The organism is Paraburkholderia rhynchosiae (genome assembly GCF_002879865.1).
GTDB classification, from domain to species: Bacteria; Pseudomonadota; Gammaproteobacteria; order Burkholderiales; family Burkholderiaceae; genus Paraburkholderia; species Paraburkholderia rhynchosiae.
The window spans coordinates 150929-169217 of record NZ_PNXY01000009.1 but is presented as its reverse complement, the minus strand read 5'-3'; the positions used below and the strand labels follow the sequence as shown (position 1 = coordinate 169217).

Annotated in this window: 11 protein-coding genes and 1 pseudogene; 4 read left to right on the top strand and 8 right to left on the bottom strand. The window is 57.1% G+C overall.

The features are described from left to right. Positions 1 to 39: 39 nt before the first annotated feature. The 5 genes from C0Z16_RS15295 to zorA all read right to left on the bottom strand — a co-directional run bounded on the left by C0Z16_RS15295 (position 40) and on the right by zorA (position 10702). Positions 40 to 1947: a DUF262 domain-containing protein gene (locus tag C0Z16_RS15295; protein WP_102632963.1), complete on the bottom strand. Its 1908-nt coding sequence runs from the start codon at positions 1945 to 1947 to the stop codon at positions 40 to 42. Between the two features lie 206 nt (positions 1948 to 2153). Then, positions 2154 to 6020: an SNF2-related protein gene (locus C0Z16_RS15290; RefSeq protein WP_102632962.1), complete on the bottom strand. Its 3867-nt coding sequence runs from the start codon at positions 6018 to 6020 to the stop codon at positions 2154 to 2156. Between the two features lie 2 nt (positions 6021 to 6022). Continuing rightward, the gene (locus tag C0Z16_RS15285; protein WP_102632961.1) at positions 6023 to 7765 is read right to left on the bottom strand and encodes an EH signature domain-containing protein; all 1743 of its coding nucleotides are present in this window, start codon (positions 7763 to 7765) and stop codon (positions 6023 to 6025) included. Then, a complete protein-coding gene (locus C0Z16_RS15280; protein ID WP_102632960.1) occupies positions 7756 to 8466 on the bottom strand; it encodes an OmpA family protein in 711 nt (236 codons plus the stop codon). The genes C0Z16_RS15285 and C0Z16_RS15280 overlap by 10 nt, the downstream gene beginning before the upstream one ends. A gap of 4 nt (positions 8467 to 8470) precedes the next feature. Then, positions 8471 to 10702: an anti-phage ZorAB system protein ZorA gene (gene zorA / locus C0Z16_RS15275; protein ID WP_102632959.1), complete on the bottom strand. Its 2232-nt coding sequence runs from the start codon at positions 10700 to 10702 to the stop codon at positions 8471 to 8473. Between the two features lie 618 nt (positions 10703 to 11320). On the opposite strand from zorA, the gene C0Z16_RS15270 reads away from it, so the two are divergent. From C0Z16_RS15270 to C0Z16_RS39465, 3 genes and pseudogenes are all read left to right on the top strand, one after another. Then, positions 11321 to 12031 carry a hypothetical protein gene (locus C0Z16_RS15270; protein ID WP_102632958.1) on the top strand — a complete coding sequence of 237 codons (711 nt, stop codon included), beginning with the start codon at positions 11321 to 11323 and terminating at the stop codon, positions 12029 to 12031. 304 nt (positions 12032 to 12335) lie between these two features. After that, positions 12336 to 13142 (top strand): hypothetical protein, encoded by an 807-nt coding sequence (locus C0Z16_RS15265; protein ID WP_102632957.1) that lies wholly within the window; start codon positions 12336 to 12338, stop codon positions 13140 to 13142. Between the two features lie 59 nt (positions 13143 to 13201). After that, positions 13202 to 13369 (top strand): annotated as a pseudogene (locus C0Z16_RS39465) (hypothetical protein); the annotation flags it as partial. 178 nt (positions 13370 to 13547) lie between these two features. Here the strand turns inward: C0Z16_RS39465 and C0Z16_RS15255 are convergent. Together C0Z16_RS15255 and C0Z16_RS15245 are read right to left on the bottom strand one after the other, a co-directional pair. Continuing rightward, positions 13548 to 13766 carry a hypothetical protein gene (locus tag C0Z16_RS15255; protein ID WP_102632956.1) on the bottom strand — a complete coding sequence of 73 codons (219 nt, stop codon included), beginning with the start codon at positions 13764 to 13766 and terminating at the stop codon, positions 13548 to 13550. A gap of 346 nt (positions 13767 to 14112) precedes the next feature. Further along, on the bottom strand, positions 14113 to 14427 hold the full coding sequence (locus C0Z16_RS15245; protein ID WP_102632955.1) for a hypothetical protein: 315 nt from the start codon (positions 14425 to 14427) through the stop codon (positions 14113 to 14115). Positions 14428 to 14514: 87 nt separating this feature from the next. Here C0Z16_RS15245 and imuA point away from each other — a divergent pair, with 87 nt between their 5' ends. Further along, the gene (gene imuA / locus C0Z16_RS15240) at positions 14515 to 15222 is read left to right on the top strand and encodes a translesion DNA synthesis-associated protein ImuA (protein ID WP_102632954.1); all 708 of its coding nucleotides are present in this window, start codon (positions 14515 to 14517) and stop codon (positions 15220 to 15222) included. 85 nt (positions 15223 to 15307) lie between these two features. On the opposite strand, the gene C0Z16_RS15235 is transcribed toward imuA, so the two are convergent. Further along, positions 15308 to 18199 carry a DEAD/DEAH box helicase gene (locus tag C0Z16_RS15235; protein ID WP_158244488.1) on the bottom strand — a complete coding sequence of 964 codons (2892 nt, stop codon included), beginning with the start codon at positions 18197 to 18199 and terminating at the stop codon, positions 15308 to 15310. Positions 18200 to 18289: the final 90 nt, after the last annotated feature.

The window sequence follows — 18289 nt, the reverse complement described above, 5'->3', positions numbered from 1 at the left end:
CCACCAAACCCTGTTTTTGCGCTACAACTGCGGTCGCAGCTATGCGGCATCCATCGTCAAATCGGCTTCCAATGTCGCCTCGTCCGACTCATAGTCCTCACCCTCCTCACGAATCTCCCCGGTGTACGCGCGCTTACCCATCGCATCTTCAATCAGAGCCAACAACTGCTTTTGTCTGTCTGACATAAAGGCTTCGAACGAATCGCTTCGAAGCAAATCCGGATTGATGAAGTGCGACTCAAGATGCTCGTCCAGTCGTTCCCGTTTGATAGGTGGGGTTGCCGAATTACCGCCCTCAAGCTTCGCGAGATACTCGGACGGTGCCACTCCACCGATAATCCTGTTCGTTCGATAGGACAAAGGGGTCTTGTTGATTATCGAATCGTATATGGCGGGTTTGATGCCGTTGGTTTTACACCAGTCTTGCGGAAAGATATGGTGGATGTCGACATTCTCACCAAAGAACACGGTATGGTCGAATTTCTGCCCGGAACGAAAATCGCGGGCACCGTCTCTCATGAGCAGGGCGTTCACACCCTTGTACGCGGCCGATAGGCGCATCCGCATCGTCTTTAGCCGGTCGGCGCGAAAGATGGTTTCGCTGATTGTCGTCGGTTCCGGTCCGCCGTTCAGCCAAGCCGGCACTTCCAAGAAGTCTCGCGCGAAGCGCGAGTCAACCGCCGAACCATATAACTCACCAAAGACGCCATTCCAATACCACTGGACCAGTTTTGTGCGAACCGTATCGTGCTCCCACGCGGTTCCGATGTCGGCAAGAATCGCCGCAAGCGGAACGATTTGTGACTGATAGGGTAAGTCGAACACTCGGTATATGTGCAGCATGTGAAGAAACTTAGCTGCATGGATGAACCCCGTTTCGACTTGCGCCTCATACTTCTTATAAGCAGCCAACGGAAGATTAAGAAGCGCCTGACGATTTCCACTGACCGATGGCAAATCCTTTCCAGATTTATTGGCTTGCTCCGCCTCCCGGCGTTTCTCACGAGTGTAGAAGAGCGAAACTGCTTGCAAGAAATCGGTATTGGTAACGTTCGCGATGATGCCCGAAGTAGCATCTGCGGGACGCAACGTCTCTACGAAGCGGCTCAGCCGACCCTTCGCTTTTTCGCTGCCGAACCAGTCCTTTCGAAGTTCATGCCCTTCGGCGGCGTACATCGCGGTAACGAGTTCGAATGCGTCAAGCGGCTTGCCACCAGTATTGACCTTTTCAAACACAACGCACACTGCTTCCTTCGATGTGGACCTGTCCAGCGCGATAACCGGGACCCGGTAATCCTTGAAATTCTCCAGAATCGCCTGCTTGAATGCTTTGAACAACTTCCGCGCGTCTGAGTGCTCATCTCCGCGCCAATGTTCCTGGAAGCCATCCTGCCATGAATCCCAGTCGAACACTTGTGAAACGGGATACATCAGCGTTTCGTACTCGCGTTCCGGAGTCGTCAGGTCAAGAACCTCGGAACGCCCAAAATCCGTACGTATGACCCGGTCTTCCGGCACACCAACAATGGCATCCTCCCGGTCACACGAGGGGTCCATCGCCTTTCTAATATCGATGTAAAACCAGCGCTTAACCTTCTTGTTCTTCGGTGTAACGGTCTCCACGACTTTTCCGCGGAGTGTTACTTGGTAGAGCGACGTCATTCGCTGTTGACCGTCAAGCAACAACGCCCGCGGCACAGCCGACTGAGCTGAGCGCGGGGCACCCTCAACTGGCCTGGGCTTGAACTCAACATCGCCCCCCGTCTCCAACGTCATCAATGCGCCAACAGGAAACGCTCGAGAAATGGACGCGATTAGGCTTTTAATGCGGTCTTCGTCCCATACCCAACTGCGCTGGAAGTCGGGCAGTTGAAGAGCACCTCTGTCGCAATCGTCAAGCAGCTCTCGCAGGGCGATTGGATTCGTTTGAAACGCGGACCTGGCCATAGTAATAGAGGTAGTGTTTAAGGATAGCTGTGGTTAGGAAGTAAAGCGCGTGTCGGTTGGATTACGGTACAACGCTGGCGGTGCTCCCGTTACAGGCGAGTGGAGGTTTGTCGACTATTTATCTCGCCAATTATCGAGCGAGTTTGCATCCCCAGCCGCCGGTCTCACATCGGGTATTCTGCTTGAACAAGCTGGAAAACAAATTGCTACGCTGCACTCGAGAGCGACAATTTTCTCATCAATTCATCGTCTAACTCTACAACCGTTAGAGGATATTGTTTGAGCAGTTGCTCCAACCCGTCTCTTTCAATCAATTGAACACGGTTCGCGTCAGCTTGGGCGTGCGCGCCAGTATTGAAACGCCGGTTCGTCACGCATATACGCCTGAATCGAGTCCCCGAATACGTGCCTTGGTACCTCGCGGCACCAGCGGCTACTTCCTTTACCGCATCCCATCCGAGTTCGGCATTCGCAGACGACTTGCACTGGAGTAACACACCTTCCTTGCCCTGCAGTGCAATCACATCAATGCCACCGTCGCCGCGCATCTTTGTCGTCACAGACGCCACGTATCCGCGCTTTTCCCACAACAGCCTGCAAAGGTATTCGAAGCTGGCGCCATCAAGACGGTCGACATCATCCATCGCGAGGTACCTGAGTTCAATCTGCGCGGAACCAGGCACGTCCCCCAATAGTTCAGACATCCGCACGTCTTCGATGTTGCCGTTCAGCATGGCCTCCATTGACGAATTGCTCATGGTTGCACCCGCAAGTTTTCCTTTGCGTTTCAGCATTTCGTCAAGACGTACCTCGAACGTAGGAAAGTCGGCGACAACGGTTGGACAGTAGACGAACACATCCCTTTCTTGGCCAATGCGATACGCCCGGTCCGTGGCTTGATTTTCCTTCGCGGCGTTCCACGCGCGGGTGTAGTGGAAAACGTGGTTTGCCGCCGTCACGTTGAGTCCGGCGCCTGCAGCCAGGGTGGAAAGAATGATGACGTTGAAGCCACCGGCACCAGAGAAACGGTCGATGAAACCCTGCCGGCCCTGCGTGTCGCCATTCACCACCGACGGTTTCAGGCCGAAGCGCTGATGGATGAAGTAGGCGAGCGCCGCCTGCACCTCACGCAACTCTGTGAAGACAATCGCTTTCTCCGCGCGGCCTGCAACCGCCCCAAGTTGTTCGAGCAGCCACCGCATCTTCGGCGAATTTTCGAGATGCGCATCAAGACCGCGCTTGTCGGGCGCGAACCGGCTTCCCGGCAAACAGTATGGCTCGGCACAAACAGCCTTCATGAGATGCAAAGCGCCGAACGAAAGTCTCGCGCGCTGCCGGGCATCCCGCTCCGCGGCGGCATCCTGCAGCTTTTTGAGACCGCCTTTGTAGAGCACCAACTGGTGGCCTGAAATGGCAACCTCTAGCCGCTCACCGTCTAATGGATTGACGCTGAGCGAGGTTGCTGCTTGCGTTAGCCCTTGCAGGACGAAGTATTTTTTCTTCAGTTCGCCGGCAATGTCTTCCTTGGTTCGACGCAAGGTTTGCGGTGCGATGAGCAACTGGAGCCGGTTCAGACTGTCGTGGTGCTCCTCGGTGTTGCACTCAATCGGCCGGCGGTAAGTTCGGCCGAAGGTCTCCAGCGCACCCAGCAGACCCGGCTGCACAAAGTCAAAAAGGCACCATAGGTCGGCTAGGGAGTTTTCTACTGGCGTACCCGTGCAGGAGATACGAAAGTCCGCTTTCAGCTTTTTTGCGGCAAGCGTGACCCGCGTTCCAGGGGTCTTGATGCGTTGCGCTTCATCGCAGATGACAAACGCGAATTCCTTGCGGGCGAACGAGAATTCATAATTCGTCAGTACCTCGTAGGTCGTGATGATGACCTTGCGGTTCCCGAGCCAGTCTGGTTTGAGCAGGTCGGTGATACCGCGCGTCTGCAGTTGTTCGTCGATGAGGTCTATGGGCTGTTTTCTCGCTCGCAATTCGTCGCCATGCAACACAAGATGGTCGGGATAAGCAGGAGTGAAAAATCGCTCAATTTCCTGGGCCCAGTTTTCAAGCAGGCTTTTCGGTGCGACGACCAATGAGGGTTTTCCTTCGGGCCGCTGTTCGTAAAACCAGCCAAGCAGGGTAAGCAATTGAAGCGTCTTCCCCAGGCCCATGTCGTCCGCGAGGAGCGCTCCCCGGCACTCCGAAGGGCTCAATGCGACGAGATGCTGAAACCAAGCAATGCCCTGTCGCTGATGCATTTTCAGCGAAACGGATGGCCGCAGGGACGCTGGTAGGATTGCCTTCGCCTCCTCAGGCGGTGTCAGGACGGCTCGCCTCGCCTCCTGATAGTCAACCTCGTTGAAGTTAGTCTTGACGAGCAGGCTTTCCTTCGTTCTGCGCGACTTCGTCTCTCCGCCGGCCTTTTCCGCCTTGACCTTTTCACTGGCGGCAATCATCGAACCGAATGCGTCGGCGAGCTGCCGCGCCTGGGCGGTATCGATGGCCGTTGGCAGTTCGGGGTCGCACACCTCGCCAACTCCTTCCTTTTCCGCCTGCTGAACTGTCTGCTCGAAGTTTCCAACCCATTCTGCGGTGAGCGGAATGAGCACGTGACCGTCGTGTCCGGACAATGTGACTGAGACCATCGGAGTGAGTTCGTCGGGCAGCCAGCCGCCTTCATCATCCGCGTCGGAGGAAGCGTTCTGCATGACTGGTACATACATAGGCTTGGCTACGCCGATTCCGTGAATCCGGTCGCTGTACCCGTCCAGCGTGTATACGTCCGTGAAATCAATCCGCCCTGCGGGCTGACTACGCCACAAAAACAAAACCTGTCGGGCGGTCTCAAGCTGGGAGGCAGATTCGGCATCGACGGTAAGGTCGAACTCGTTCCACGGAAAAAGCTCTCGCTCCTCGCACAGGGCGCCCTCTAGCGTAATCACAAATTCCGCGAGCGATGCCGTACCATCAAACCTGCAATCAGACGTTCGCGCCGTGCCATCGGCGTAGTGTTCGGTCACGACGAGTCCAACGGTGTCGATGCGACCGTCGCTCATCCGGGTCGCGACCGAGAAGATGGTCGTGAGCGGACCAGCAGAAGCTTTGTCCAGCAGGAAGTCTTCCTCATTGAGCACTTCAGCAGCACTGTCACCAAGAAAAGCCCACGGGTTGTGGATGAACTTTTCGGCACGTGCGCCCGCGACACGGCGTCCCGGCATGTCGCGTTTGATGACCTGGAGGACCTTGAGCACGGGCTCGGACAACACAATGCGGACCCGGCCGCCGTCGCTGCTCGCGAGGTCATAGTGAGGCTGGACAGTCCCAAACTGGTCAAAGGCACGTAACCATCCGTCAGGCGCGCCGTCGAACGTGGGCATAACAGTGTGAACACGGCCGAAAGGAGTCTCTTCCCTCGTCTGAGGAAGACGGAGCTTGTCCGGTGTCAGAACGTGTGTCGTTGCCAGGTACTGGGATTTATAAAGAGCGCTGGCAATATCCGCTTGGGAGCGAATCTTTCCCCAACCTAGTTCATTGAAATGTTGAGTGCGCTGCTCGACGGGGCGATGCTGGAACTGGTTGATGGTCTCGACCGTTTCCCATGTCGCCGCGGGGAGGAGCGCTTCCTCATCATCGACAATCAGCACGGCACCTATCCGTCGAGCCGTGCGAATGCTCAACCCGTTCAGCTCCCAGCTTTCGACGAATATGTCGAAGGATGAATCTGATAGCGTGGCCTGATGGTCCAGTACCGGCTGGAACGGTCGCTCGGGTGGAACGACGAAGCTCGCGAGCGACGACTGATGTTCGGGCATCTCCCTCAGTCGGAAAAACTCCGACCAGGGCAGGAGAAGGCTGTCGGCGTCAACCGACGCGGCACCTTCCTGCACCAGTTGAAGGAGGTAGTGAGCAAGGACGAATTCGTGCCGCTCAACGGCATACGCCCTTGCCTGGAGCTCATCGATTGTCGGTGCCGGCAATGGAACGGCCAGCCTGAACGCGATGCCGCGCTCGGTCCACTCCGGCTGGAAGCTCGGGCGCGCCGTATTTGTCGAAGCGCCGCGTTTGAACAGGTTGAAGAAAGCCATCCTTACTCCGCGTAATACCACGCCGAACGTGAGTTAGCCCACTTGAAGCCCCACACCTTCAGCTGTCTGCCAAGCGCCATGTCCTGTCGCGGGTCTTCAACCCACAGTCGCCCGCCGGCGGCTTGGCGCCTGTCATCGACGTAGGCATCAATGTATTGCTCGACGTAGTTTTCCAGCGCCGCCATGGAAAACTGCGTTTGAGTGGCGACTCGGGAAGGGGTGGTGGGCGGAACCCATGCCGGTCCTGCCAGCCCCGATTGGGGCGGCGTATTGATTTGTCGTGTTTCAATCGGGGCGCGACGGGGCAGTCGTTCCTGCTGGGTATCGTCGTCGGGTCGTATGCCAAGCCGACCAAGTTCGTACGCTGCGCTGGACTGCCAGCCCGTGTTATGGATGATTCTGCAGCGGGCTCCAGCGCGAAATCCGTAGCGCAAATCCTCGGTTCCGCCGTGATAGGTCGACGAGTACCTGTCGAACTGGAGTGTTGCCGAGTCATAGACGTACGCCGCGTTGCCCGTGGTGCTGAACTCGACAATGATGTACTCGCCAATCTGCATGATGAACGCATCGATGTTCTTGTTCCCGTACAGGGTCGCGTACGCTCCAGCCTCCCGGGCGATAAGCTCCCGGATTTCCCGGTTGCCTCGCGCGAGTAACACCGTTTCGTTACTAAAAATCAACCGGGTCCACGAAATCTGCCGCATGTAGCGGCTCCAAAACGCAAGCCGACCCTCGTCGGCACTATTCCGGGCAGCCAGTACGTCGAAAAAGTCCCGCAGGTTGCCTTCGTTCACCCATTGCAAGACCATTCGCCAAACGGCGACGGACACGCGATTCCAAGCCGTCGCAATGCCTGCCGCTTTCAGTTTTGGATTGCGCCACACGTCCTTGCCGACAACGTAATCTCGCAGTTCGTGGTGAACGGGATGCCCAGGAATGCGGTGGTATCGCGCGAGAAGGATTTCGAGTGCCTCATCACGAAACACAGTACGAGATTTGATAAGGGCAATCAGGCGCGGTATTTGGGCCACGAACCGTTCGTCCCCATAGCCGGCGCAAGTCTTCGCCGCACTGAGGACCAGTGAGTGCCAGAACCAGCTGCTCTCCGGAATACCGACGTTCTCAACAATCAAATCAAGGGTAGTCCGGTCACCGGCAAGATAATGGTCCGCAAATTCGTCGGCAGCTCTTTCGCTGATAAGTGCGGGGTGTCGTCGTAATGCGGCCAGCCAATCGGGGACCGTCGCGTTGCCACTGGCGCTGTCGATATGAGGCCAGGTCGTAGCAAGAAGCTTCCTCAGCAACAGCCAGCCATCGTGTTCAATCCCCCGAGCAGAGAGCGGGTCGTACGAGAAATACGACACCAGCAGGCCGAACCAGGTCAGACGCCACAATGTTCCGGCAACTGCTTCGTCCTCGTAGTATCTGAAAAGTGCCGTCAGCCTGTCGCTGCCTATCGGCCTCGCTCCCTGACGCTCTGAAACCGCCTGGTTTAGCGCGCTGGCAACTGTATCCTTCTGTGATTCGTCGAGTTCGTGTCCGCGTAGGAAGGCGAGCGCAGATGCGTAGGCATCGCGCGCCGAGGGGCGCGCACTCGCGTATTCCTGAAAAGCCCGCTTCGCCTGCTCACTCGCTTTTTCTACCAGTGCCGGCTGTCCCAGTTCCTTCCAGTCCGAACTGAAAGCGAAAAGCTTTCGGTCGAGCGCCGACTTCAGAAGGGAGAGTGCGTCGGTACCTAGCTGCATTGCCCAAACTCCTTCGAGACGGGTGCTGGCGGTGCGGAGGATTGCTCGTCAAGCGCCCAGAACTCGACCTTCAGTTCGACCCGGCGACTCGCTTCCTTGGACTCCTTCGTAGAGTTGAACGAGTATCCGCCGACAAGGAACAGGTCACGAATCTGCGTTTTTTGACCAACGCTCAAAGGCGTCTCGTCTCGGCTTTGTAGTGCGAAAAGTGAACAAACCACACGCCGGCTGCGGTCGAGGCTCAGCCCCAGGTTGTATAGATAGCTGCCGTCCTGGTCGGTAAACCCTTCCACGACGATGCGGCGAATCCATTTCCGGCCAATATCTGTCTGTTGCGCCTTGAGAAGAACCGGTACGTAGTTGCGAAGGAATGTTGCCCCGCTGGTCGAGATGTCTGACCGTCCGCTATCGAACCGGACAATGTCACCGAGGTCGATGCGATAAGTGGTTTCGTTGACCTTTACCTCTGGAAACTGCCGCGACACTTCCTTGATTTGCGCCATCAGTTCCCGGATGTCCGTTTCGCGCTGTATCTTCCTTTCCTCAACGGTCGAGACGCTCTTGGTGACAGTGATAAGCGTCGCGGCCATCACGACCAGGAACAGGGTCATCAATGCGGACATCAGGTCCGAAAAGGAAATCCAGAAGGGACTTTCACCTTCGGACTTGCCGGGACGTTTGACTACGATTCGCGGAAACATGGCGTTACGCCGCGCGCTTCATGCGCTGAAGGGCGATGCCGAGCTCCTGGACGACGCCGGTCAGTTGCTGGACGCCATGACCGAGATGGCGGTCCGTCTCTCCGATGGTCTGACGCAGTTGGTTGGTCATGGCGTTGCCAAACTGCTCGAAAGACTCGGCGAGCGTCTGATTGACACCGTTCAGATACTCGGCAGCCTGTCGTTCTGCCTCGCGTAGCGTTTGCACAATCCCTTCAAGGTCGGTGAGCATGGATTGTGTCAGTCCGACTTCTTTTCCCGCGGACTCGACGAGACCCTTCAGGATGCCAACATATTCCTGGACGGTCTCACGGGTGCGGTCATACTGCTGGAATGCCTGTGTGACGGTAGTCGACGCCGACTGAAGCGCCGAAGTGGCGCGCTGCAAGTCGGCCGCGACGGCCACTGATTTCTCGAACACGGTAGTGACGGAAGCGCCTGCGGTTTCAAACCGGTTCGCCGCCGTATTCATGGTCGCCGCACCGTTATTCATCCCGTCGATTGCCCGGATGCTGACGGCCTGAAGCGCATCAATATTGGCCTGTGTGCGCGCAATCTGGCCAGTGACCGCTTCGACCATGGCTTTCAGTTGTGCGGAAAGGTTGCTGACAACTTCTTCGGTGCGACGCGTGAGTGCCTCGTTCCGTGCCTGGTCCTGTGTTGCCGCCGCGTCTCGTGTTGCCTGCAACTGGGCGACGGACGCGGATACTTCTTGCAGAACCCGGCCGACCACATCGCTCATTGCCTGGCTATTTAAGTCCTGCTGTTTTGCGGCACCGGTGCCCAGTTCCGCTGCAAACTGGCGCATCTGCGTAGCCATCATTTCCTGGTGGCCCGAAAGGCCGCTGATGATTTCTTCGGTTCGGCGGCCCAGCGATTCATTGCGCTGCTGTTCCTGCTGCGCCGACTGGCTCCTGCTGTCCGCGAGACTCTGAAGCGTGTCGTTGACACGCGCCATCACCTGACCAACGGTGTCGTCCATCACCTGCCTGGACTTGCTATGCTCGTCGGCGACCAGTTGCCGGAACTCATTTACGAAGTCCCGCATCTGCGTGGTCATCAGCTCCTGATTCGCAGATGCGTGCGCGAGGGCCTCTTCGAGCTTCCCGGTGACCTGGGTCGACGCGTGCTCATTGGTTCTGGAAATGTCACCCAGCAGCTGTTGCATGGAATCCTGAACCGCTTGCATGGCACCCAGCGAGCGCTCAATCTGTTCGTTCGCCCCGCGCATCTGGCCGCCAAAGGTGTCTTCGAGCTTGGCCATAAAGCTCGTCAGCATCGATTCAAGCATCCCATTGACAGCCTCACCGTTTCCGCGGCTCGTTTGCTCCATCGCATCGGTCATCCGTTGGAGCGGCGCAGCGAGTGAACTGTTGATGGTCTGCCCGATGTGTTCGCCGAGCATCACGGAGGCTTTCGCCTGTGCTTCAATCTGACGTTCGACCAGATTCGTCATCATGCGGCTCAGGTCTTCCACCATTGCGTCCTTGAGTTGGGCCGCGTGCGCCTCACTCTTCTCGGAAGCGTGAACGAGTCGTGCGAGATATTCCTCGCCCGCTCCAGTGTTATAGAGCGCGTCAATCGCGTGATTCAGTTTCTCGACCAGGCCATACAGGTAGGCGAGTGTCAGGCGACTTAGAAAGGTGACGCCCATCGCGCAGCAAATCGCGACTGCCGAGGCAATGAACGCGTGGGAAACCCCGGCGAGAAGCGGTGTGAGACCGGAGACCGCTTTGGTCGGGTTGGACGGGTCAAACCCACTCAAGCCCTGAAGGAGACCCGCGAATGTTCCGATGATGCCGAGCCCTGTCAGGATGCCCGGCAGGTGCCGTGTGAAATCATCAAACAGTCGCGCATCCACCAGCACATCTCGGGTGAAATAGGTCTCTGCGGGAAGCGTCGCCCGGGTCTCAGGAGTTCCGTTGGCGGTGCGACGCAGCGCATGAAGGGTGTCCCTATATTCAAGCCAAAGGTGCTTCAGCGGTGCACGGTTGAAGTGTTTGCCGATTTCGTCCGGGTCTGGGCGCACGCCGGCCTGCTTGACACCGCGGATTACCGCGCGGAGTTGCAACCATACCTGCGAGCCTTTCCATGCGTACCCGGCAACGAATAAAAAGGTAAGCAGCAGAACGAGGCCGAAAACGGCTAGAGGGAAGCCGGACAGCTCGCGCAGAGCCGGATTGATGGTGGCCAGGAAATTTACAAGCCGGTCGGTCATTTGATACCCGTAGGTTTGACCCGGATGCCGCGCGGCGGCATTGGCGGGTGCAGAGCGTTTGATTACGCTTTATGCACGGGCGTCCGGTGTCTGGTCTCTCGTTTTCCCACACGTCAAAGGTGGGTTTTCTTATTCTTGCATTAGCGAACGGAATTCAAATCGGCGAAGTATGCGGTCTTTCAAAGGCAATTCGCGGGATGGATTATAGAGCCGAACGGACTGAAAGGTGGTTCGGTAGCGTACGCAATGCCCGCTCGGCAACCGCGTCGTCATAACACGCGAATTCGAGCTGCGTTCGGCCGGCGGACTTTGAGGACTTGCATTTTTGACAGTTGGGGACGTCAGCGTCCCCAAAAACTCTTCGGATACCTTTCCGACGTGCAGAAAATGGCGCCGCACCCGACTGTGGTCCCGAAAGCAATGGATAAGCTACCTTCTCGCGTATAACGGTTGGAGCCTCAATCAACCCATGATTTTCGCACTGTCGCAGCGTCCTGCCGAGAGTATCGCGGAAAGTCATTCCGACGGAGCGGCCACTTTGTTAAATGCTAAAGCTTCCGGGGCATCAATGCCTGAACGAGCGCATCACCGCGACGCTGCGGCTACAGGAACATCGAAATGAAACGAAAGGCGCGCTTGCAGAACATTTTGCACCGACCACTGGCGCTAGACCTCTCGCCCGCATTCCCAACGCAACGTGCAAGGCTGCCGTCTAGCATCAAGGCAGCGTCGTTTGCAATTTATGTCGAACCTCCATCAGCGCGAGGGTTGAACGAGATATTGCCCGCTCTGAGAAAGAAGGTTCACGCTGACATGAAGCCGAGTCGTGCTTCTTCTCGATATTCTGCGCTTGCCGGGCACGGCCTGTCCCGCAAGGGAGGAACTTCCGCCTGGCTTGAGAGCGAGAGTACTCACAACTCCGATACGCAGGACGTGGCATCCTACCTTGGCTATCGCCTAATCGTCACCAACAGGTTGGAGCCCATTGGCTATTGCACGTTTTCGCTGTGCATCCGTTGCGACGGCAGCGTCGAGATTGGCGTTCAGGAGGTCTGGCTTGAGGCGCGTTACAGGTGCATCGCGCTCGGCCAAGACCTTGCGAGAAAGATTGCTCTACTTGCACAGTCAGCTTTTGAGCAGGTTGACAGTCGGGCAAGCGATACAGGATTGGAGCAACTTTCACTGAACCTGCTGGTCTCTGGCGACGTGTATTCCGAGTCCGGTGCGTGCTTTGTGAGGAGTGTAGCGGCTGCACTCGATTTCGAAACTCGCTATGCAACATGGTTCATCATTCAGATTAAAAGTATTGCTTGCGACCCGCGGTGGTGACTTGCGCGGTTGACAGATGACTCAACAACCTGATTCCGATGACTTGCCGGGCGGCTATCCGTGAGCTGCTTTCGGGCTGTTCTGACTTAAGACGTGTCGGTGGTCATCACTAAAGAATCTAAGCTTGTGGCCGTAGAAGCAGAGACGTATTAGAAAACATGGCACATCACTACTCCACTTGTTGGCGGCGACTGCTCAGAAACGAAAACGACATGCGCCGGATTCGTCATCCATCGCGCAAAAATGTGTGTCGCCTGTTACGTGGTACCGCTGCAGATAGCTCTTTCTAAGAGGTAACTTCAAGATGACCAAATACTGCCTAGGGGCGGATGAATTTGCACTGTTGTCGGCTGAATACGACACCTATGCCATCGATTTTGCATACGGATTGCGCATGCTGCAACTGTGTATCGAGAGCGCGAATGATGTGTTCGGCGAGCGTCTGGGCTACGGGGAATTTGTCGACTGGTTGGACGAGCTATCGCAGCGCGTAAGCGAAGGTTTCGAGTATCTCGCGCGATATTCCGCCTCCTCGGAATCGAGCGATGACTCTCCTGAGCAGGAAGGGGAGGACGATGCTCGCGAGATTGACGAAGTACAGTTGTCGGACTTGGCGGACCTAATGCAGGTTGTAGCTGAGAGCCTCGAAACGGCACTCGATGATTCTCCGGCAGCGTCTATTGTATTCGACGCAAGCGACGAAGATGAGGAGCGACTCGACCACGAGGTCGAGTCCGTCGTCGGAGCGGTGCGAGAAGTCGGATATGAAACGTATCATTTCTTGATTCGCGCCCAGTACCACTGGAATAAGCTGACCAGCTCCGATGTCGAAAAGTCAATTCTGCAGGACGTAACGTGCCTGTTTGGCAAGAAGCCCGTAGAGCGCGAGCTGGTCCACGGAAGCAGTGAGCCGCGACTGCCGCAGGTTAGGGCGCAAGTTCCAGGACGATTCCGCGCCGCGCGTGCAGATGCCCGTGTGGGAAGCATCAAGAGGCGAATCGAACGTGTCTTCGGTCTACCAGAGGGGTCTGTTGCGCTATGTGGTCCAGATGGCAAGGCGCTTCGGACGGACGCGAGGATTGCAACACTGCGACGCCGCTGGGAACAGTGACCTGCCGGCCCTGTCATTGGATGTGAGCAGCCACATGACGGGCAAGCGTTTCGGCGGCCATCGACGTCGCCGTCATCTTCGAAGCGAGTGACCTCCCGGAGAAGGCGGCCGATGCGCGCGCTCGAGTTTGCGACGCGCTCCTCGAAAAGTGCAGCAACTTCACGAAAGAGCCTGAGGCACGGAAGAACGCCGTGACGGTCTGGTACGCGGAGGGCTACCACATTGACTTCCCTGTCTACTGGCGCCGGACTGACTGGCTTGGCAATCAGATAATCGAACACACAGGCGGTGACGACTGGACTGCGCATGACCCTATGTCCGCATCGCGGCGGGGGCCGGTGTTAGTGACTGTAAACCTTACTCACTCAGCAAAAGATGTTGATGCACTGCGCGATTCTGTTTCGACTACCCGTGGTAATCAATCCAGGCACGTGCCCAAGCCAGGCCGGCGTGTTGCGCTTCCTCTTCTGTGTCGAAGTAAGCGAGGATGCCTGAGGCTTCGACCAGTTTGCCGTTCACGGTTATCGTTCCACTTGCCGCAAAACGGTCTGGCTGAAGGATTTCCTCCTGCTGCAGAATTGCGTGCCCCCAGATACTGTAGCAATGATAGGACTGCGACTCCATCAGCGGGCCACCTTAGCTTCCGCTCCGTGAGCAGTCACGCGAAGCACGTTGCCCTCGGGGGTTATCTGGCGCGGAATATCCGAGATGTCTGGTTCGGTCGCCGGAACGGGTTCCTGCATGTTGCGTTGCTTTGCCATGAGTTTTGGCGCAGGTGTCGGCGCGCGCCGCGCGTGCACCTTCACCGTATGCGTAATCACACGCCGATGAGACGAAACCTTTCGCGTAGCCCTCACGTGTTTCGGCATGGTCCCACGTGCTTCTGGCGGATTCCACACCTCAGAGTATGTGCCAGCTGCGAACGTAGCGGGTGCGAGCGTGGCCATCAATAACGCCAGTCCAATTCTTTTCACAGTTTCTCCTTGCCGGCTGCTCGTTTCAGCCACTCCTTGCAACCAACACCCTGTCCGACGCATTCGCCGTCACAGCCGGGACAATATTGCCGGTCCCATATGTCAGAGTTAGCACGCCAGACGTTTTCGCTCACCGGACTTGCGGTCCCAACGGCGCGGCCATTTTCGCATGCGTAAAAGACAGGCTCACCAGCTTTTCCGCGCCTAACCGCCTCGTCAATCGCCTCGTCTCCGAAGGCCGAACGCAGTTTTGCGACGAACGTAGCCATCTCCGGCATCGGATGGTCGACCTGCCGAACGCGTGCATCCATGATTCAGCCCTCGTTAAAAAGTGTCAGTTCACTCTTGCGGATTTGCGTGTACGATACTGTATAAATATACAGGTTTTTGGACTGCCAATGTCTACCGCTACCGGCCTTGCTGAGGAGATACACCCGTCGCTTTGGCGGGCGTCGCAGCTCGCCCGTAGTCGCGGCAGGGTCGTCGAGACTGGGTATCCGGCGCTGTCAGCGGAACTGCCGGGTGGTGGATGGCCAGTTGGCGCGCTAGTCGACCTGCTCGTCCAGCAGGCCGGCGTAGGTGAACTCCGGCTGCTGCGTCCGGCGCTCAGCGCCGCGGGACATCGACCGGTCGCGTTCGTGCAGCCGCCTCATACCCCTGACGGACCGGGGTTGAGTTACATCGGGCTGTCTCTGGACCAGGTGCTTCGAGTGAAGACGCCGAAAACCGCGGATGCGCTATGGTCGGCCGAGCAGATTCTTCGTGCCGGCAGTTGCGGCGCGCTAATTTTCTGGACCCAGTACGCGCAGGCTTCATCGCTTCGACGTCTGCACCTGGCTGCCCAGTCATCGGAGACGCTTTTCATCATGGTGCGGCCGCTCGCCGCCGCACAGGACGCATCACCGGCGTTATTGAGGCTCGCGCTCAGACCATCCGCCGACGGGCTGACCGTCGACATCGTGAAACGACGAGGGCCCTCCCGCGCAGAGCCCCTGTCGATTCCCCTTCAACCCACCCCTGTTCTGCTTTCCCGACATGCGCGTCTTTCTCGCCGTTCATCTGCCGAAGTTGCCGCTCGAGGTCTTCAGACCGAAGTGGTCACCTGAGCCTGCTCACGGCAGCGCCGTGCTTGAGAAAGACAAGGTTGTCATTGCGGACGCTACTGCGCGCCCGCCGTATGCCTCAGGCAGCCTACCCTTTCGTTTCCTGCTGCGTACGCTCTCTCACCAAACGGCGATGCAAGGCCCGAAACGTCGGGTCGACACGACGTTGGTCGATGCCTCGAACGATTTCTTCTGCGCGATTCCACGGCAACGCAGCAAGCCAGCCCACGATAGGCGTCGCTTTAGAGCGGAATGGTTTGTACGCCTGCGACAGCCGAGTTGCATCGGCACGCTCAATGGCGAGCGATAGAGTCAGCGTCAGCGCGTCAAAGTTCGGTACGCCCTCAGCAGAAAGCACCGACAGCGCACTGACCCCGTCTCCGACAACCATACCCCGACGTTTCGCCTCATATTCCAGCAGTTCGTGCATTCCAAAAAGCCCCCAGGGCAACAGGTACTGCATCCGACCGTAGATTTTCGCAATCATCTGGCCGAACGTGCCGTGCTTCACTTCAAACCTTGAAAGCGGCGTTCCCGTTAACCACTTCTCTGCGAGATATGAGTACGCGCCACCGAGCGCTTCGCCATCAAAGGCAAGCAAATGTTTTGCGACTGGCCCAATCAGGTAGCTAACGCTCGACACATTTAAGACGTACCCGCCTAAGACAAGATTGCCGAACTGTTCCAGTTGCCAGTCTTCCCTAGTCTTCAACCACGTGTAGATGTTCGATTGGGCTTCCAGAGACCAGCCTACTCTCGCTGCAATTTCAATCAGAGCCGGATTTTCGTCTGTCGCCTTTTTAACGACCCTCCGCTGTCGCTTTCCGACATCTTCAGCGAAGGCTCGTTCGGATTTGCTTAGTTGGAGCGACGCTAGGAGTTGGCTTTCGTATTCCGGCGCATCATCAGCGTTGATGTCAACAATGCCGGTGGAACTAGCATGCGCATATCCTACTCGCATAATGTTGAGGAGCGCGCGCACGCTCTTCGCGTCCGCTGTCGCTTTACCGTCGACCTTGATTTCGGATAGCGAGACACTATTCAGGGCATTCATCGACAATTTCCCGCTCTCAACTAACTCGTTGAGTTTTGCTATTCCTTGCGCGAGCGCTGACTTGACTGGAGGAATGTCTGGCAGCGCTGTCTGGAGATAGTCCTCGATTTTGTTGTCTCGCAACCGCCTCGCCCAAAGCTCCGGACGATAAAGGATGCAAAGCCCTTCGGTATCAACTCCGAAGCGTCCTGCGCGGCCGGCGATGTTCCATAGAGCGCGCGGCGATAATTGATAGCCGTGGCCAACCAAAGACTCAACGATGACGGTAGAGAACGGGAAGTTCACCCCTTCGGCCAATGTCGTAGTCGCACAGATGACGTCGACCTTTTTTGCCCGCACAGCCTCTTCGATTCCGAGCCGGACTCGCGGCGGCATTTGGGCATGGTGAAACAAGACACGCTTCTTGTAGTGAGTCCGGAGTTCAGATTCAGGATGCAGCTCACGTTCGACCCAAGCATCAAGCCGCTCCGAGATGTCGTCATTGACGACTTGCACTTCATCACGGAGGTCAGCTACGGCTTTCGCAACTCGTTCTGCCGAGCCCGGACTCATGCAGAGAACCAGAACAATGCTGTTCTTAGCCATACTGTTGGCAAGCATTGCTAGGCCTTCGATTTCGTCCCCAGGCAATGCCCCATCGGGGAGCACCGTGTAGGGCTCACCCTGCTGGAACCGAAGATGAGCTGCTCCGGATGCTGTTCGATTCAAAAGTCCGACACGAAGCCTGCCGGTTCGTGAGTCGACCATAATCGCGCGCGTGGCCTCCTTTGCCGAAAGCCAAGACGTCAACTCCGAAATGTTCGGCGCAACAGCGGACAGCTGGACGATTCTTGCTGACGCGGGAATTAACCTTCGCAAGCGCCATAGATAGAACTCGAGCAAGACGCCACGACTTCCTTGTTCAATGTGGTGGGCTTCATCCACAATCACAAGAGAAGTCGACTCCAGGAATTCTGGGTCGACCCGCAGCAGCAAGTCCGCGCGCTCCGGAGTGAAAACGATGACGTCTGGCGACCCCGCCGTGGCGCCAAGACTTTCGTGAGCAGTTAGATGCCCACCTGCTTCGAAAACATTTGCCCCGATTCCACTCAATGAGACGGAGAGGTCGGACCAAACTTCATGCACTAGCGCCCTGCTAGGACATATATAAAAAATCTTGCTTCCCGGGTTAGCTCGTAGCGCGTTGGCTATGAGAATTCGTGTCAGCGCGGTCTTACCCGTTCCGGTTGGAGCGGCGAACCCGAAACTTCGCATGTCCGAGTCGAGCAGTCCCGCTTTCAACGCGACAGCCTGAGCAGGCCAAAGCTCCACCGGTGCGGAAATCGCACGGAGGTCTTCAATTGAAAGCGAGCTCTGCTTGGGAACAACTGAAAGTGAGCTGTTCGCCGCGCGCAACGCGAGCAATTTCCTCAACGCCAGAACATCGTCCCCAGTCAAGCCTAACGCAAAGTCACCAGCGAGATTGCCCAGCAACTTCAAGTCGCCCTCTTCCATCCCGCTCACCCCAGTCTCCTGAATCCCGCGACCAGCAGCCGTCAGGATTTCACTGAGACTATGTTCGAGCAAATCAGGAGCTGCTTCGTCCGTATCGTCGGACGAAGCAACACTCTGAGTCGGAAATGTCTTCCAATCGCCGGTCGCGTTGCGCCAAATGGAGTTGGTTTCGCGAGTGAAGAAGGTTCGAAGACCGGGGTCAAAACCGTTCCGGGCGGCATGGGACGAGCTTGCGCCTGGCAGGCCCGCGAGTTCGTAAAGAAAAATTGCCTTCAGGTGAGAGAGATGAATCTCCTGCGCATCTCCGTCACCGTCCATTGACAGGCTCGCTTCGATGTCCGCAGCATATTGGCAAAGCAGCCGCGCGTCACCCGCCCGGGGATTCTCCCAATCTGCAGCGCTTGAAATCACGGCCTGTGAAAACCGCTTCAACTGCTTTCGAACGGCCCGGTCTAGCGACTCATGGGGCTGACCCAAGCGTGTAAGGAACAAGTTCCGCTCAAGAGAGTGATAGCCCTCAGC

Bases quoted from the DNA above. Each gene is read 5' to 3' on its own strand.
- C0Z16_RS15295 (WP_102632963.1), bottom strand. From the start codon at position 1,947: ATGGCCAGGTCCGCGTTTCAAACGAATCCAATCGCCCTGCGAGAGCTG.
- C0Z16_RS15290 (WP_102632962.1), bottom strand. From the start codon at position 6,020: ATGGCTTTCTTCAACCTGTTCAAACGCGGCGCTTCGACAAATACGGCG.
- C0Z16_RS15285 (WP_102632961.1), bottom strand. From the start codon at position 7,765: ATGCAGCTAGGTACCGACGCACTCTCCCTTCTGAAGTCGGCGCTCGAC.
- C0Z16_RS15280 (WP_102632960.1), bottom strand. From the start codon at position 8,466: ATGTTTCCGCGAATCGTAGTCAAACGTCCCGGCAAGTCCGAAGGTGAA.
- zorA (WP_102632959.1), bottom strand. From the start codon at position 10,702: ATGACCGACCGGCTTGTAAATTTCCTGGCCACCATCAATCCGGCTCTG.
- C0Z16_RS15270 (WP_102632958.1), top strand. From the start codon at position 11,321: ATGAAACGAAAGGCGCGCTTGCAGAACATTTTGCACCGACCACTGGCG.
- C0Z16_RS15265 (WP_102632957.1), top strand. From the start codon at position 12,336: ATGACCAAATACTGCCTAGGGGCGGATGAATTTGCACTGTTGTCGGCT.
- C0Z16_RS15255 (WP_102632956.1), bottom strand. From the start codon at position 13,766: ATGGAGTCGCAGTCCTATCATTGCTACAGTATCTGGGGGCACGCAATT.
- C0Z16_RS15245 (WP_102632955.1), bottom strand. From the start codon at position 14,427: ATGGATGCACGCGTTCGGCAGGTCGACCATCCGATGCCGGAGATGGCT.
- imuA (WP_102632954.1), top strand. From the start codon at position 14,515: ATGTCTACCGCTACCGGCCTTGCTGAGGAGATACACCCGTCGCTTTGG.